This window comes from Bacillus sp. B15-48, from assembly GCF_016879755.1.
Lineage (GTDB): Bacteria > Bacillota > Bacilli > Bacillales > Cytobacillaceae > Mesobacillus_B.
This window is the reverse complement of record NZ_WOFU01000018.1, coordinates 1-14,898: the sequence shown is the minus strand read 5'-3', so window position 1 is coordinate 14,898 and position 14,898 is coordinate 1. Positions and strand designations below refer to the sequence as shown.

Sequence of the window (14,898 nt, the reverse complement as noted above, 5' to 3'; positions counted from 1 at the left end):
TGATGGTAGTAACTTTAGCGATACGGAGGGGTTTCGATGAAAACGGGGACGTTGAAGCAAATTTTGCTCATTACAGATGGTTGCTCAAACCAGGGAGAAGATCCGATAGCGATGGCTGCACTTGCCAAAGAACAAGGTGTAACCGTAAATGTCATTGGTGTGATGGAGAAGGATGTCATTGATGATCAAGGTTTAAAAGAAATTGAAGGAATTGCACTTGCTGGTGGTGGTGTCAGTCAGGTCGTATACTCGCAACAACTTTCGCAAACCGTTCAAATGGTGACTCGAAAGGCAATGACACAAACGCTACAGGGGGTTGTGAACAAGGAGTTGCAGCAAATTTTAGGTGGAGCAAAGACGATGGAGGATTTGCCGCCAGAGCAACGTGGTGAAGTGATGGAAGTCGTGGATGAACTAGGAGAAACGGTGTCACTAGAAGTGTTAATTCTTGTGGATACTAGTGCTAGCATGAAGCATAAACTTCCTACTGTTAAAGAGTCATTAATCGATCTTAGCATAAGCTTGAATGCTCGTTCAGGAGATAACCGCTTTTCCGTTTTTGTATTTCCAGGGAAAAGAAAAGAAGTTGAAAAATTACTTGAGTGGACACCAAGGCTTGAATCGCTTACCTCGATTTTTTCAAAGCTTACGACAGGTGGAATTACACCGACAGGTCCAGCTATAAAGGAAGCCATTAGCTACTTTGAGCAAAAACGATCATTAAGGAGACTGCTTTCTCGTGATGATGAACAATACTTTGAAGAGTCTGTCTAAACTTAGTCCCGGAACGAGCATTCGAGGGAAATGGCATCAGAAGGAGTATATTGTCGTTAAACAACTCGGTTTCGGTGCAAATGGTATTGTTTATTTAGTACGGGATGGAACCCGTCCGGCAGCTTTAAAAATAAGTGACAATTCATCCTCGATCACGACTGAGGTCAATGTGCTTAAATCTTTTACCAAGGTCCAGGGGTCTGCCCTTGGGCCTTCTTTGTATGATGTCGATGATTGGGAACAAGTTGGCCAAAGAAATAGCTTTTATGTGATGGAGTACATTAAAGGACCAGATTTATTGTCATATATTCAGGGAAAAGGAAACGAATGGTTAGGCGTTCTGATGCTCCAATTGTTGAACGATCTTGAGGTATTACACAGAAATGGTTGGGTTTTTGGGGATTTAAAGCCTGAGAATTTGATCGTAACTGGGCCGCCAGCAAGAGTGAGATGTATAGATGTGGGAGGAACGACATTAAAGGGGAGAGCAATAAAGGAGTTTACGGAATTTTATGATCGGGGATATTGGGGGCTTGGCGGTAGAAAAGCAGATGAAAGCTATGATCTTTTTGCTGTTGCGATGGTGATCATCAATACAGCCTATCCGAAGAGATTTAATAAAACGACTGGCGGGCTTTCACAGATCATGCAAATGGTGAAGCAGAAATCAGAATTGAAATTGTTTGAAGGCGTGATTCAAAAAGCGCTTGAGGGCCAATACCTCTCAGCGAGTGAAATGAGAAAGGATGTTTTACAAACACTTCAGCCTTCTAAACGACAAAGAAGGTCAAAGCAGACACAACACAAACCGAATTCACAACAAACAAGGGTTAAGAAAAATGCTGGCAAGGCAAAAAAGAAAGGTAGTTTATTAGAAACGGTTCTATTAATCGCTTCCATATCAATCATTTATTTATTCTATATTTATAGCCAGATTCTTTAATTTCTTTGAAACTTTTCAGCTCTTCGTTCGTATAATAGGGATATACAAAATCAAAAAGGAAGATCAATATGATAGATACAAAGGTCTCTATCTTTTTAAAAAAGCAAGGAATTCATTTACAAGGGAAATCGGTAGCTGTCGGTGTATCAGGCGGGCCTGATTCTCTCGCACTCTTACATTATTTATGGCGAATGAAAGAGAAATTTGACTTAAATTTATTGGCGCTTCATGTCGACCATATGTTTAGGGGGGCGGAATCTTACCAAGATGCCTTGTTTGTTCGCGATTTTTGCGAGGAGAGAAAGATTCCGTTTGAAATGATACAAGTGAATGTTCCCGAATATATGAAAAGCTCCGGTAAAAGTTCGCAAACAGCCGCACGTGAACAAAGATACCAATTCTTCGAGAAAGCAATGAAAAAACATCGAATGGAACTTTTGGCATTGGCTCATCATGGCGATGATCAAATCGAAACGATTTTAATGAGATTGACTCGTGGCAGCTCAGGGAAAGCAAGAGCAGGAATGCCATTTTCGCGGCCGATTGCAGATGGTCAGATCATTCGTCCTTTCTTATGTTTGACAAAAGCAGAACTGGAGTCTTATTGCGAAGATCATCAATTAAAACCACGGCTAGATCCTAGCAATGAAAAAGATTTTTATATTCGAAATCGGTTTAGAAGACATGTTCTTCCATTTTTAAAAAAAGAAAACCCCCATGTACATGTGCATTTTCAGCGTTTTAGTGAAGAATTGGAAAAGGATGATGAATATCTTATTGAATTAACAAACACAGAAATGAATAAAGTAATGAGGAAAACAGAAGGCGCGGTTACCCTTCGTATTGATGATTTTCTTGCTATGCCAATACCTTTACAAAGGCGGGGGATTAAACTAATATTAGATTATCTTTACAAAGAACTGCCTACATCGCTTTCCGCTATACATATTGATAGCATTTACTCAATGATTCAAAATCCTCATCCATCTGGTTCTCTTGATTTTCCAAATGGCTTAAAAATCACACGCTCATATGGTGATTTGTATTTTGAAGCAAACCCAGTTGATTATGAACCATTCTCTATTGAGATCAATGGTCCTGGGTTGGTGAAGTTGCCTGATGGAGGTATGCTTGAAGCAAAGTATTGGACAAATCAGTTAGGTGAGATGCAGAAAGATTGGTCTTTTTACGTAAATATGAGTGACACGAACTTTCCGCTAATTATCCGAACTAGAAGGACTGGAGATCGAATGTCCGTAAAAGGAATGACGGGGACGAAAAAACTGAAGGATATTTTCATCGAAAAGAAAATTCCACTGTTTGCACGAGATCAATGGCCAGTTATTACTGACTCTAATGACAAAATACTTTGGGTTCCAGGCCTAAAAAAATCGAGTGATACTGTTGAGGACGAAACGATGCACGATGCTGTGTTAATACTAATTTATAAGCATGATCTATTTCAGGGGGCACAAGGACAATGAAACATGATATTGAAAAAATCCTCATTTCAGAGGAAGAATTGCAAGAGAAAACAAAGGAGCTCGGACAATTGTTGACCGAGGAGTACAATGGTCGTTTTCCGCTAGCGATCGGCGTTTTAAAAGGTGCGATGCCATTTATGGCTGATTTACTTAAAAAAGTTGATACCTACTTGGAAATGGATTTCATGGATGTTTCTAGCTACGGGAGCTCCACTGTTTCATCAGGAGAAGTTAAGATAGTGAAGGACTTAGACACATCAGTTGAAGGCAGAGATATTTTAATTATTGAAGATATCATTGATAGTGGACTCACACTTAGCTATCTTGTTGAGTTATTTCGCTATCGAAAGGCAAAGTCCATTAAAATTGTTACATTACTAGATAAACCTACGGGGAGAAAGGTTGACCTGCAAGCGGATTATGTAGGATTTGTCGTGCCGGATGCGTTTGTTGTTGGCTATGGGTTGGACTATGCGGAAAAATATCGTAATCTCCCTTACATCGGAGTGCTAAAACCGGAAGTTTATACAAAGAACGATTAAACGGGTCTTTTAAGACGATAACATTTTTAAATAAGGTTTATTCCTTGTATAGCGCTAATTTTTTGTGATAATATTTAATATAGTCTGTTGACCGTGGGAGGAGGTAAGGGATGAATCGGATTTTCCGTAATACCATCTTTTATTTATTAATATTTTTAGTGATTATTGGGGTTGTCAGTTTCTTTAATGGGAGCAATCAGCCTACACAGCCGATTGCCTATAATGAATTCATAGAAGAACTTGAAAATGGCCGAGTACAAGCACTAACCATTCAGCCAGAGCGAGGCGTATATGAAGTTAGAGGGCAAATGGTAGGCGCTGAAGAAAACGAATTTTTTATTACTTACGTGTGGAACAGCGAGTCTCAGTTAGCTGAAATCAGAGCGATTGCAGAGATTGCAAAGGTTGAAGTTTTACCAGCGAAGGAAACGAGTGGCTGGGTGACATTCTTTACATCAATCATTCCATTCATTATCATCTTCATTCTCTTCTTCTTCTTATTGAACCAAGCCCAAGGGGGCGGAAGTCGAGTCATGAACTTCGGTAAGAGCAAAGCGAAGCTCTATAACGATGAGAAGAAAAAAGTACGCTTTAAAGATGTTGCGGGAGCAGATGAAGAAAAGCAAGAGCTTATAGAAGTTGTTGAATTCTTAAAAGACCCTCGTAAGTTCGCTGAACTAGGAGCGAGAATTCCTAAGGGGATCCTTTTAGTGGGACCTCCTGGAACTGGTAAAACATTACTTGCCCGTGCAGTTGCAGGGGAAGCAGGCACACCGTTCTTCTCGATAAGTGGTTCTGACTTTGTCGAGATGTTTGTCGGTGTCGGTGCATCTCGTGTACGTGATTTATTTGAAAATGCAAAGAAAAATGCACCATGTATAATCTTTATTGATGAAATTGACGCAGTTGGCCGCCAGCGTGGAGCAGGTCTTGGTGGTGGGCACGATGAGCGTGAACAAACATTGAACCAGTTGCTTGTTGAAATGGATGGATTTGGCGCAAATGAAGGTATCATTATTGTTGCCGCAACAAACCGTCCGGATATTCTCGACCCAGCACTTTTACGCCCTGGACGTTTTGACCGTCAAATTACAGTTGACCGTCCAGATGTGAATGGACGTGAGGCGGTTCTTAACGTTCACGCACGCAACAAGCCATTGGCTGATTCTGTCAACATGCGAGCGATTGCTCAACGCACACCAGGTTTTTCTGGTGCAGATTTAGAAAACCTATTGAACGAAGCTGCCCTTGTAGCTGCTCGTCAAAATAAGAAGAAAATTGAAATGGAAGATATCGATGAAGCGACAGACCGGGTAATTGCTGGTCCGGCGAAAAAGACACGCGTCATTTCGACGAAGGAACGGAATATCGTTGCTTTCCACGAAAGCGGACATACTGTAATCGGGCTAATATTAGATGATGCCGATATTGTTCATAAAGTAACCATCGTTCCACGTGGTCAAGCGGGTGGCTATGCGGTTATGATGCCAAAAGAGGACCGTTACTTTATGACAAAACCAGAGCTTCTTGATAAAATCACCGGACTTCTCGGTGGCCGTGTCGCAGAAGAAATTGTCTTTGGCGAAGTGAGTACAGGAGCTCATAACGACTTCCAACGCGCAACGACTATTGCGAGGAAAATGGTCACTGAATATGGGATGAGTGATAAGCTTGGTCCGCTTCAATTCGGTCAAGCACAAGGAGGGCAAGTCTTCCTTGGACGCGATTTTCATAATGAGCAAAATTACTCTGATGCAATTGCCTATGATATTGATTTAGAGATCCAACGAATTATTAAGGAATCTTATGCTCGAGCAAAACAAATTCTCACCGATAACAGAGATAAGCTTGATATCATTGCGAAAACATTATTAGATGTTGAAACTCTAGATGCAGAACAAATTAGGCATCTTGCTGATCATGGTACATTACCAGATCGCAGTTCAGCGAAAATAGTGGAAAGCGAAGATGTAAAAGTAACGATTAATAAAAAATCTGAGGAAGACTCAGACGAACCAACTGCTAACGATGAGGAAAAACCATCAGAAGAAAACAGAGACATAGACGATAAAAAAGAAGATAAGCCGAAAGAATAACAGTAAAAAGATGTCCTTTAAAGGGCATCTTTTTATGTTTTTAGAGAACATTGAATTATGGTATGATGTTGGCAGGTTATAGGTTGAAAAAAACATAAAGTGGTGAGTAATTTGATCTTTGTAATTGATGTAGGAAATACAAATATTGTTTTAGGTGTATACAATGGACCAGAGTTAACACATCATTGGCGAATTGAGACGAACCGCCATAAAACAGAAGATGAATATGGAATGACGATAAAATCATTATTTGAGGATGCAAAATTAGTCGCATCACAAATCGATGGAATCATTATTTCATCTGTTGTGCCTCCAATTATGTTTTCTTTGGAGGGAATGTGTCAAAAATATTTTCAAATTAAACCATTAGTTGTAGGTCCTGGGATTAAAACGGGGTTAAACATTAAGTACGATAATCCGCGTGAAGTGGGCGCGGACCGTATCGTCAATGCCGTTGCTGCAATCCATGAATATGGAAGCCCACTCATTATCGTTGATTTTGGGACAGCGACTACTTATTGCTACATAAATGACCAAAAGCAGTATATGGGCGGAGCGATTGCTCCTGGAATTGGAATATCGACAGAAGCTTTGTACTCGAAGGCAGCTAAGTTACCGAGAATTGAAATTTCAAGACCTGATGATGTCATTGGGAAAAATACAGTATCAGCGATGCAGGCAGGGATTTTATATGGATATGTAGGTCAAGTAGAGGGAATAGTTAAACGGATGAAAGCGAAAGGTGGGAACCCAACGGTGATTGCTACAGGTGGGCTTGCACCGTTAATTGCCAAAGAAACGACTGAAATTGACATCGTTGACACAGATTTAACTTTAAAAGGATTAAAGCTGATTTATGGGCGCAATCAGTAGAAAATGAATAGCTAGTAAGTGTGTTAATGAGAAAGGGGTAAAAAACCGAATATGAGTGATTATTTAGTTAGAGCGCTAGCCTTTGGTGGTCAAGTAAGAGCATACGCAGTAAAGAGTACGGAAGCGGTTGGAGAGGCGCAACGTCGCCACTATACATGGCCTATCGCTTCTGCAGCGCTAGGACGGACGATTTCTGCAGGTGTAATGATGGGCGCGATGTTAAAAGGGGAAGAAAACTTAACGATTAAAATAGAAGGAGGTGGACCGCTTGGAGTCATCCTCGTTGATAGCAATGCAAAAGGCGAGGTTCGCGGTTATGTATCAAATCCCCATGTGCATTTTGACTTAAATGAACATGGCAAGCTAGATGTGAGACGAGCTGTTGGAACGGATGGCATGCTTTCAATTGTGAAGGATATCGGCTTGCGGGATTATTTTACTGGTCAAGTACCAATTGTTTCAGGGGAGCTTGGAGAGGATTTCACGTATTATTTTGTCACATCGGAACAGGTCCCATCCTCTGTCGGAGTTGGTGTGCTAGTGAATCCTGACAACAGCATTAAGGCAGCGGGTGGTTTTATCATCCAGTTGATGCCAGGTGTCGATGAAGAGACGATCTCGTCGATTGAAAAGAGGTTGCAAGAGGTTCCGCCTGTTTCAAAGTTAATTGATAGAGGATTAACTCCTGAGGAGCTATTAAACGAGGTGTTAGGAAAAGCGAATGTAAAGATACTTGATTCATTGCCTGTAACATTCACGTGTAAATGTTCGAAGGAACGTTTTTCCAACGCAATTGTTAGTTTAGGTGAAGAAGAAATTGAGGATATGATTCTTAAGGATGGGCAGGCGGAAGCACAGTGCCATTTTTGCAATGAAGAATATATATTTACAAAAGAGGAATTAGAACAAATAAAGAAAGAAGCAAGATAGATGAGCTCTTTGGAGGAGAAACATGGGTAAAAAACAGCTTAGGCTCGTTGTTATTGTCCTAGCTGTCAGTAATATGCTGACCATCATGTTTTTTCTGGCCCGTGGAGATTGGAATGCAGCAAGAGAAACAGTTGCAACAATCGGAGGCGAAGCAATTACAAAGCATGAATGGCTGCAAGCGATGGAAGAAAGATATGGTGAAGAAACGCTGCGGAGTTTAATTGATCAGAAAGTAATGAAACAAATAGCAGATGAATACGGAATTGAGATTCCACCGAGCACTCTTGAACAGGAATTGGCGATGTATAGAAGGCTATATGGAACTTCTGGGCAGACTCTTGCCGATGAAGACTGGAGAGAACAGGTGGAAACTGGGTTGATTCTAGAAGAACTGCTTACAAAAGATGTGTTGATTCCTGAGGATGAGCTGAGGGGATACTACCAACAAAATGAAAAAATGTTTACTTTCGCAACATCGTATCATGTTTCGCAAATCATTGTTGAGACCGAAAGAGAAGCAGAACAGACAGTTGCGGAGCTTGAGGAAGGTTCAAGCTTTGCTGCACTAGCAATGGAACGATCCATTGATGAATTTTCAGCCTATCATGGCGGTGACATCGGTTTTATTAATAAAGATCGAGAAAGAATTGACCGACGTCTAATTGAGGAAGCTGAGAAGCTCGATTCGCTCTCATGGTCGTCTAAGCCAATTAAGATTGATTCAGGTTATGCAATCCTATATTTACATGAAAAACTTGAGGGAAAAACGTATTCCTTTGAAGAAGTGAGAGAGCAAATCCGCCGGCTGATGGCTATTGAACAAATGGAAATACCTATTTCTATTCAAGATTATTGGAATGAAGCAGATGTAACCTGGTTATATGAAGATCAAACGAATAAGTAGTTCATGAGAAAGGTACAAATCACCATCCAGATTTGTACCTTTTTTCCCGTATAAATAGCATCAATTTGTGGAAAATTTTAAAAGTTTACGTAAAAAAACTTTAATTTGATTGACATTACTAGTTAAGGTTGGTAAATTTAAATTAAACCAATACATTTACTCGGAATAAATATAAAGATAAAGAGAGGGATTATGATGGGACAAATAGCAAACTCAGTGATAGATCTTATCGGACGTACGCCAATTGTGAAATTAAACCGATTAACAGATGAGAACAGTGCAGAAGTATACGTGAAATTAGAGTATATGAATCCAGGAAGCAGTGTAAAAGATAGGATTGCCCTTGCAATGATAGAAGCAGCTGAAGAGAGTGGCGAGTTAAAAAAAGACGATATCATTGTTGAACCTACTAGTGGAAATACGGGAATTGGGCTAGCAATGGTTGCGGCTGCTAAAGGCTATAAAGCCACTTTAGTTATGCCAGAGACGATGAGTTTGGAACGACGAAATCTGCTTAGAGCTTACGGAGCAGAACTAGTATTAACACCAGGTCCGGAAGGTATGGGCGGAGCAATTAGAAAAGCGGAAGAGTTGGCAAAGGAAAAAGGCTATTTTATGCCGCAGCAATTTAAGAATTTCGCCAATCCAATTGTTCATGAAAAAACAACAGGTCCAGAAATTGTTGAACAAATGGGTGACCAGCTAGATGCATTTGTTTCAGGGATTGGTACTGGTGGAACAATTACTGGAGCAGGAAAGGTTCTTCGCGAAAAATACGAAGGAATTAAGATTGTCGCTGTAGAGCCAACGGATTCTCCTGTGTTATCTGGCGGGAAACCAGGTCCACATAAAATTCAAGGAATCGGTGCTGGGTTTGTCCCTGATGTTTTGAATACAGAGGTCTACGACGAAGTTATTCAAGTGGAAAATGAGCAAGCTTTTGAATATGCGCGCCGTGCAGCGAAAGAAGAAGGAGTATTAGGTGGTATTTCTTCGGGAGCAGCTATTTATGCGGCTTTAGAAGTTGCGAAGAAACTTGGGAAAGGCAAGAAAGTCCTTGCGATTATCCCAAGTAATGGGGAGCGTTATTTAAGTACTCCATTGTACCAATTCGACTAGAAATAGCAGGAAAGAGGCAGGCTTCCAGGAGAATGCCTCTTTTTTATGTCTAAAAGAAATGAAACAAAGAATGCCTTCATGTATGATGTTAGTTAGTGAAATAATAAGTAATGTGTGTGTATCATAAAAACCACTTAAACCTTTATAGAAGACAATTTCATTACATTGGAGGAAGAAAATGATCGAGCAAAAACATGGCATCATCCAAGCAGGGCGATACCGTTTGGATTACCAAGAAAAAACGTTAATAATGGGGGTTTTAAATGTTACCCCTGATTCATTCTCGGATGGTGGGAAGTATAACCGAATCGATGCAGCTCTAAAACATGTGAGTCAAATGGTCGAAGATGGAGCGGATATTATTGATATCGGTGGTGAATCAACGAGGCCTGGCTATACACCGATTTCTCCCGAAGAGGAATTAGAACGAATCATTCCAATTATTGAGGCGATTGCAGCCAATATCGATATTCCCTTGTCAGTAGATACGTATAAATCTACTGTTGCCAGTGGAGCGCTTGAAGCTGGCGCACATATTATCAATGATATATGGGGAGCTAAAGCTGATATGGATATAGCAAAGGTTGCCTCAAAATATGATGTTCCAATTATTCTTCAACATAACCGTAAGGATGAGCAATATAGTTATTTTATTCGCGATGTTTATAATGATTTATTTAAAAGCGTCGGTCTCGCAAGAATTGCGGGGGTGAAACCAGAGAAAATCATTCTTGATCCGGGAATTGGTTTTGCGAAAAATCATGAGCAAAACCTTGAAATGATGAGAAATCTCGATACAATGGTATCATTGGGATATCCAGTTCTGCTCGGGACATCAAGAAAGAGATTTATTGGCAATATTCTTAACTTACCAGTAACCGAAAGAATGGAAGGCACTGGTGCTACCGTTTGTTACGGGATTCAAAAAGGCTGCCAGATCGTTCGTGTCCATGATGTTAAGGAAATGTCTAGAATGGCAAAGATGATGGATGCTTTAATCGGAAAGGGACGAAAGAATGGATAAAATACATCTTAATAAAATGGAGTTTTATGGGTATCATGGTGTATTTCCGGAGGAAACAAAACTCGGGCAGCGCTTTATTGTTGACCTTACAATTGAATTAGATCTCGCAAAGGCTGGGAAAAGCGATTGCTTAGAAGATTCGATTAATTATGCTGAACTCTATGAAATTTGCCAACATGTCGTAGAAGGAAAGCCTTTTAAGCTTGTTGAGGCAGTAGCTGAGGAAATAGCGACTAAAACACTTGGAGAATTTTTAAATGTGTCTATTTGCCATGTAAAAGTGATTAAGCCTGACCCACCGATTCCCGGACATTATCAATCTGTTGCTGTAGAAATAACGAGAGGTCGATGAGCTTGAAGAATAATGTATTTATTGCTGTAGGATCAAATATCGGAGATCGGTTTGAATACATCAGTAAAGCTGTTAAACAAATAGATAGTCATGGAAAAATAAATGTGGTAAATACTTCATCTATTTATGAGACAGAGCCTATCGGATACACAGATCAGGATCGATTTTTAAATATGGTGCTTCAAGTGGAGACAGAGCTGGGCCCTTATGAATTATTAGAAGAACTGTTAATGATTGAAGATTTACTTGGAAGAAAACGGGGAAAAGTGTGGGGGCCGAGAACATTAGATCTTGACATTTTATTGTATAATCAAGAAAATATAAAATCAGAGAAGCTGACGATTCCGCATCCAAGAATGCAAGAGCGAGCTTTTGTGATGATTCCGTTAGGAGAACTAGAATTAGGTAGTAAGCTGGCCTCAGCAATAGCCAGTCTACCTGATAAAGAAGGAGTCCGTATATGGAAGCAGAAAAATGGGGAAGACGTATTCGCGCTTTTCGAAAACTAAAAGGTTTTACACAGGAAAGTTTGGCGAAACAACTAGGTATCTCTGTCTCTCTTCTCGGTGAAATTGAGCGGGGGAATCGGATGCCAGATGAAATATTTAAAACTCGTGTGGCTTATCAGCTTAATATAAGTGTAGATGAACTCACTCCTCCAGATGAGGGTGAATAGGACCCTTATAATAAATAAATGAAAACGAGGAGGTAGATGATGCTAAAAATCGGTGATATTCAAATTGATAATCCTGTCGTTCTAGCTCCGATGGCAGGAGTCTGTAACTCCGCTTTTCGCCTGACCGTAAAAGAATTTGGCGCTGGTCTTGTATGCGCAGAAATGGTCAGTGATAAGGGAATTGTTTTCCAAAATGAAAAAACATTAGACATGCTATATATTGATGAACGGGAATATCCATTAAGTCTGCAAATCTTTGGCGGTGAAAAAGAAACGCTTGTTGATGCTGCGAAATTTGTTGATAAAAATACGAATGCCGCCATTATTGATATCAATATGGGATGCCCTGTTCCAAAAATTACGAAATGTGATGCGGGAGCAAGGTGGCTATTAGATCCAAATAAAATTTATGATATGGTTTCAGCGGTAGTGGATGCTGTTGATAAACCTGTAACAGTAAAGATGCGTATGGGCTGGGACGATGACCATATTTACGCGGTTCAAAATGCACAAGCTGTAGAACGTGCTGGCGGCAGTGCGATTGCCCTTCACGGACGCACACGTGTGCAAATGTATGAAGGCAAAGCGAATTGGGATATTATACGAGAAGTAAAGCAAGAAATTAATATTCCACTCATTGGGAACGGCGATGTTCAGTCTCCACAAGATGCAAAGCGAATGTTAGACGAGACTGGTGTAGACGGTGTGATGATCGGACGTGCTGCACTAGGGAATCCATGGATGATTTACCGAACAGTAAAGTTTTTGGAAACGGGAGAATTAATCGGGGAACCAACTGTTCGTGAAAAAATTGATGTCTGTCTTCTTCATCTTGACCGATTAATTGAGTTAAAAAATGAAAATATTGCTGTTCGTGAAATGCGCAAGCATGCTGCTTGGTATTTGAAGGCAACCTGCGGCAATGCAATAGTCCGCAATGCGGTAAATGAATGTACGACTCGTGCCCAACTGGTAAGCCTTTTAACAAACTACGTTGAAGAAGTCGAGGCAAAAATGACAATCGAAGCGTCAAAAGCAGTTTAAGTTGACATTCAGAGCCGCTTTTTCTATAATACATTTGTTATTGACAACTACTGCCAGTCTCAAACTGGCAGTTTTTTGCTATTTACCATCATACTAAGTTAGAAACATCGAGTTCTTGTTAAAGCCCCTCTGGAGTTTTGAACTAGGGCTAAATACAATATTGTTTTCGACAAACTAGTTTACATAATGAACCAACAATTTCATAATTGGAGTGAAAATAAATGAGTCAGGAAGAATTAAATGACCAGTTTTTAGTCAGAAGAGAAAAAATGAATGCCTTAAGAGAAAAAGGACTTGATCCATTCGGTAAACGGTTTGAGCGGACCCATCATACAGGGCAAATTGTGCGTGAGTTTGAGAATCTAGATAAAGAAGAGCTTGATGCTATAAATGTTTCTGTAAAAATAGCTGGCCGTATTATGACAAAGCGTGGCAAAGGGAAAGCGGGCTTTGCTCACGTTAAAGATTTGAATGGACAAATTCAAATTTATGTTCGTCAAGATATGGTTGGTGAAGAGCAATATGAAATCTTTAATGATGTTGATCTCGGTGATTTAGTTGGAATTACTGGAACTCTGTTTAAAACAAAGGTCGGAGAATTATCAGTTAAGGTTAGTGAATTCGTGTTTTTATCAAAGGCATTGCGTCCGCTACCGGATAAATTCCATGGGTTAAAAGATGTAGAACAACGTTACCGCCAGCGTTATCTGGACCTTATCGTGAGCGATGAAAGCAAAGAAACGTTTATTAATCGCAGCCGAATTATTCAATCAATGCGCCGCTACCTTGATGATCATGGTTATTTAGAAGTTGAAACACCGATGATGCATTCGATTGCCGGAGGTGCTTCTGCACGTCCGTTTATTACCCATCATAATGCGCTGGATATGACACTATTTATGCGAATTGCAATCGAACTTCACCTAAAACGATTAATTGTAGGTGGCTTAGAAAAAGTATATGAAATTGGTCGAGTCTTTAGGAACGAAGGAGTTTCCACAAGACATAACCCAGAGTTTACGATGATTGAACTTTATGAAGCCTATGCCGATTATCGTGACATTATGTCCCTTACTGAAAATTTAATTGCTTACATCGCAAAGGATGTCCTTGGAACAACGAAAATCCAGTACGGTGACTATGAGATTGATTTAGAACCAGAGTGGAAGAGACTTCATATGGTTGACGCCATTAAAGAATATACAGGCGTTGATTTTTGGAAGGAAATGACGACTGAAGAAGCGTGTCAGCTAGCGAAAGCGCATGGAATCGAAATAACTGAACATATGCAGTACGGACATATCGTCAATGAATTTTTTGAGCAAAAAGTAGAGGAAAAGCTTATTCAACCGACATTTATCTATGGACATCCTGTAGAGATTTCGCCGTTGGCAAAAAAGAATGATGATGATTCGCGTTTTACAGATCGCTTTGAATTATTTATTGTTGCTCGTGAACATGCAAATGCCTTCACTGAACTAAATGATCCAATCGATCAACGCGAACGCTTTGAGGCACAATTAAAAGAAAAAGAGCAAGGAAATGATGAAGCCCATGAAATGGATGATGACTTTATCGAAGCTTTAGAATATGGGATGCCACCAACTGGCGGACTTGGGATCGGAATTGACCGCCTTGTCATGCTATTAACAAATTCGCCATCCATCCGTGATGTATTACTCTTTCCATTAATGCGCCACCGTTAAGTAAAAAAGCAAAGCGATATTATTCGCTTTGCTTTTCTATATAATAATAGCGATTGACCAACTTTAATTGCATGAAAACTTTTTTGAACTTTTTTGTAAAATAAAATCAAAAAAGAGGTTGCCAACAAAGTTCAACGATGGTATATTAATATCTGTTGTTGCGAAACAACAAGGACAACATGAAAGAAATTAAAAAACATGTTGACATAGAAAAACAGTTTTGGTATTATATAAAAGTTGCTTCATCACGAAGCGCTAGATTGCTCTTTGAAAACTAAACAAACAAGCGTCAACAAACAATAACAATTTGTGTTTCTTCTATAATGAAGATCACAAGCCAACGTTTTATTTTATGAGCTAAAGCTTACTCTTTATTGGAGAGTTTGATCCTGGCTCAGGACGAACGCTGGCGGCGTGCCTAATACATGCAA

15 protein-coding genes and 1 rRNA gene are annotated in these 14,898 nt (G+C 40.0%); all 16 read left to right on the top strand.

What is annotated here, in order from left to right:
• Window positions 1-36 precede the first annotated feature (36 nt).
• Window positions 37-774 carry a vWA domain-containing protein gene (locus GNT69_RS24090; protein WP_203557538.1) on the top strand — a complete coding sequence of 246 codons (738 nt, stop codon included), beginning with the start codon at window positions 37-39 and terminating at the stop codon, window positions 772-774.
• A complete protein-coding gene (locus GNT69_RS24085) occupies window positions 743-1,717 on the top strand; it encodes a protein kinase domain-containing protein (protein WP_203557537.1) in 975 nt (324 codons plus the stop codon). The genes GNT69_RS24090 and GNT69_RS24085 overlap by 32 nt, the downstream gene beginning before the upstream one ends.
• 68 nt (window positions 1,718-1,785) lie before the next feature.
• Window positions 1,786-3,201 (top strand): tRNA lysidine(34) synthetase TilS, encoded by a 1,416-nt coding sequence (gene tilS, locus GNT69_RS24080; RefSeq protein WP_203557536.1) that lies wholly within the window; start codon window positions 1,786-1,788, stop codon window positions 3,199-3,201.
• On the top strand, window positions 3,198-3,743 hold the full coding sequence (gene hpt, locus GNT69_RS24075; RefSeq protein ID WP_203557535.1) for a hypoxanthine phosphoribosyltransferase: 546 nt from the start codon (window positions 3,198-3,200) through the stop codon (window positions 3,741-3,743). Before tilS ends, hpt begins: the two co-directional genes overlap by 4 nt.
• Window positions 3,744-3,853: 110 nt before the next feature.
• Window positions 3,854-5,839, top strand: a complete 1,986-nt coding sequence (gene ftsH / locus GNT69_RS24070) for an ATP-dependent zinc metalloprotease FtsH (RefSeq protein WP_203557534.1) — start codon at window positions 3,854-3,856, stop codon at window positions 5,837-5,839.
• Between the two features lie 111 nt (window positions 5,840-5,950).
• Window positions 5,951-6,712, top strand: a complete 762-nt coding sequence (locus GNT69_RS24065; RefSeq protein ID WP_203557533.1) for a type III pantothenate kinase — start codon at window positions 5,951-5,953, stop codon at window positions 6,710-6,712.
• A 51-nt stretch (window positions 6,713-6,763) separates the two neighbouring features.
• The gene (hslO, locus tag GNT69_RS24060) at window positions 6,764-7,642 is read left to right on the top strand and encodes an Hsp33 family molecular chaperone HslO (RefSeq protein ID WP_203557532.1); all 879 of its coding nucleotides are present in this window, start codon (window positions 6,764-6,766) and stop codon (window positions 7,640-7,642) included.
• Window positions 7,643-7,664: 22 nt separating this feature from the next.
• Window positions 7,665-8,546: a peptidyl-prolyl cis-trans isomerase gene (locus tag GNT69_RS24055; RefSeq protein ID WP_203557531.1), complete on the top strand. Its 882-nt coding sequence runs from the start codon at window positions 7,665-7,667 to the stop codon at window positions 8,544-8,546.
• Between the two features lie 195 nt (window positions 8,547-8,741).
• On the top strand, window positions 8,742-9,665 hold the full coding sequence (gene cysK / locus GNT69_RS24050) for a cysteine synthase A (protein WP_203557575.1): 924 nt from the start codon (window positions 8,742-8,744) through the stop codon (window positions 9,663-9,665).
• A 178-nt stretch (window positions 9,666-9,843) separates the two neighbouring features.
• The gene (gene folP, locus GNT69_RS24045) at window positions 9,844-10,689 is read left to right on the top strand and encodes a dihydropteroate synthase (RefSeq protein ID WP_203557530.1); all 846 of its coding nucleotides are present in this window, start codon (window positions 9,844-9,846) and stop codon (window positions 10,687-10,689) included.
• Complete coding sequence (gene folB, locus GNT69_RS24040) at window positions 10,682-11,041, top strand: dihydroneopterin aldolase (protein WP_203557529.1); 360 nt, start codon at window positions 10,682-10,684, stop codon at window positions 11,039-11,041. Before folP ends, folB begins: the two co-directional genes overlap by 8 nt.
• A gap of 2 nt (window positions 11,042-11,043) precedes the next feature.
• Window positions 11,044-11,550: a 2-amino-4-hydroxy-6-hydroxymethyldihydropteridine diphosphokinase gene (folK, locus tag GNT69_RS24035; protein WP_203557528.1), complete on the top strand. Its 507-nt coding sequence runs from the start codon at window positions 11,044-11,046 to the stop codon at window positions 11,548-11,550.
• Window positions 11,502-11,717 carry a helix-turn-helix domain-containing protein gene (locus GNT69_RS24030; RefSeq protein WP_203557527.1) on the top strand — a complete coding sequence of 72 codons (216 nt, stop codon included), beginning with the start codon at window positions 11,502-11,504 and terminating at the stop codon, window positions 11,715-11,717. Before folK ends, GNT69_RS24030 begins: the two co-directional genes overlap by 49 nt.
• A gap of 39 nt (window positions 11,718-11,756) precedes the next feature.
• On the top strand, window positions 11,757-12,761 hold the full coding sequence (gene dusB, locus GNT69_RS24025) for a tRNA dihydrouridine synthase DusB (protein ID WP_203557526.1): 1,005 nt from the start codon (window positions 11,757-11,759) through the stop codon (window positions 12,759-12,761).
• 221 nt (window positions 12,762-12,982) lie between these two features.
• Window positions 12,983-14,467 (top strand): lysine--tRNA ligase, encoded by a 1,485-nt coding sequence (lysS, locus tag GNT69_RS24020; protein ID WP_203557525.1) that lies wholly within the window; start codon window positions 12,983-12,985, stop codon window positions 14,465-14,467.
• A 371-nt stretch (window positions 14,468-14,838) separates the two neighbouring features.
• A 16S ribosomal RNA gene (locus GNT69_RS24015) occupies window positions 14,839-14,898 on the top strand; the annotation flags it as partial.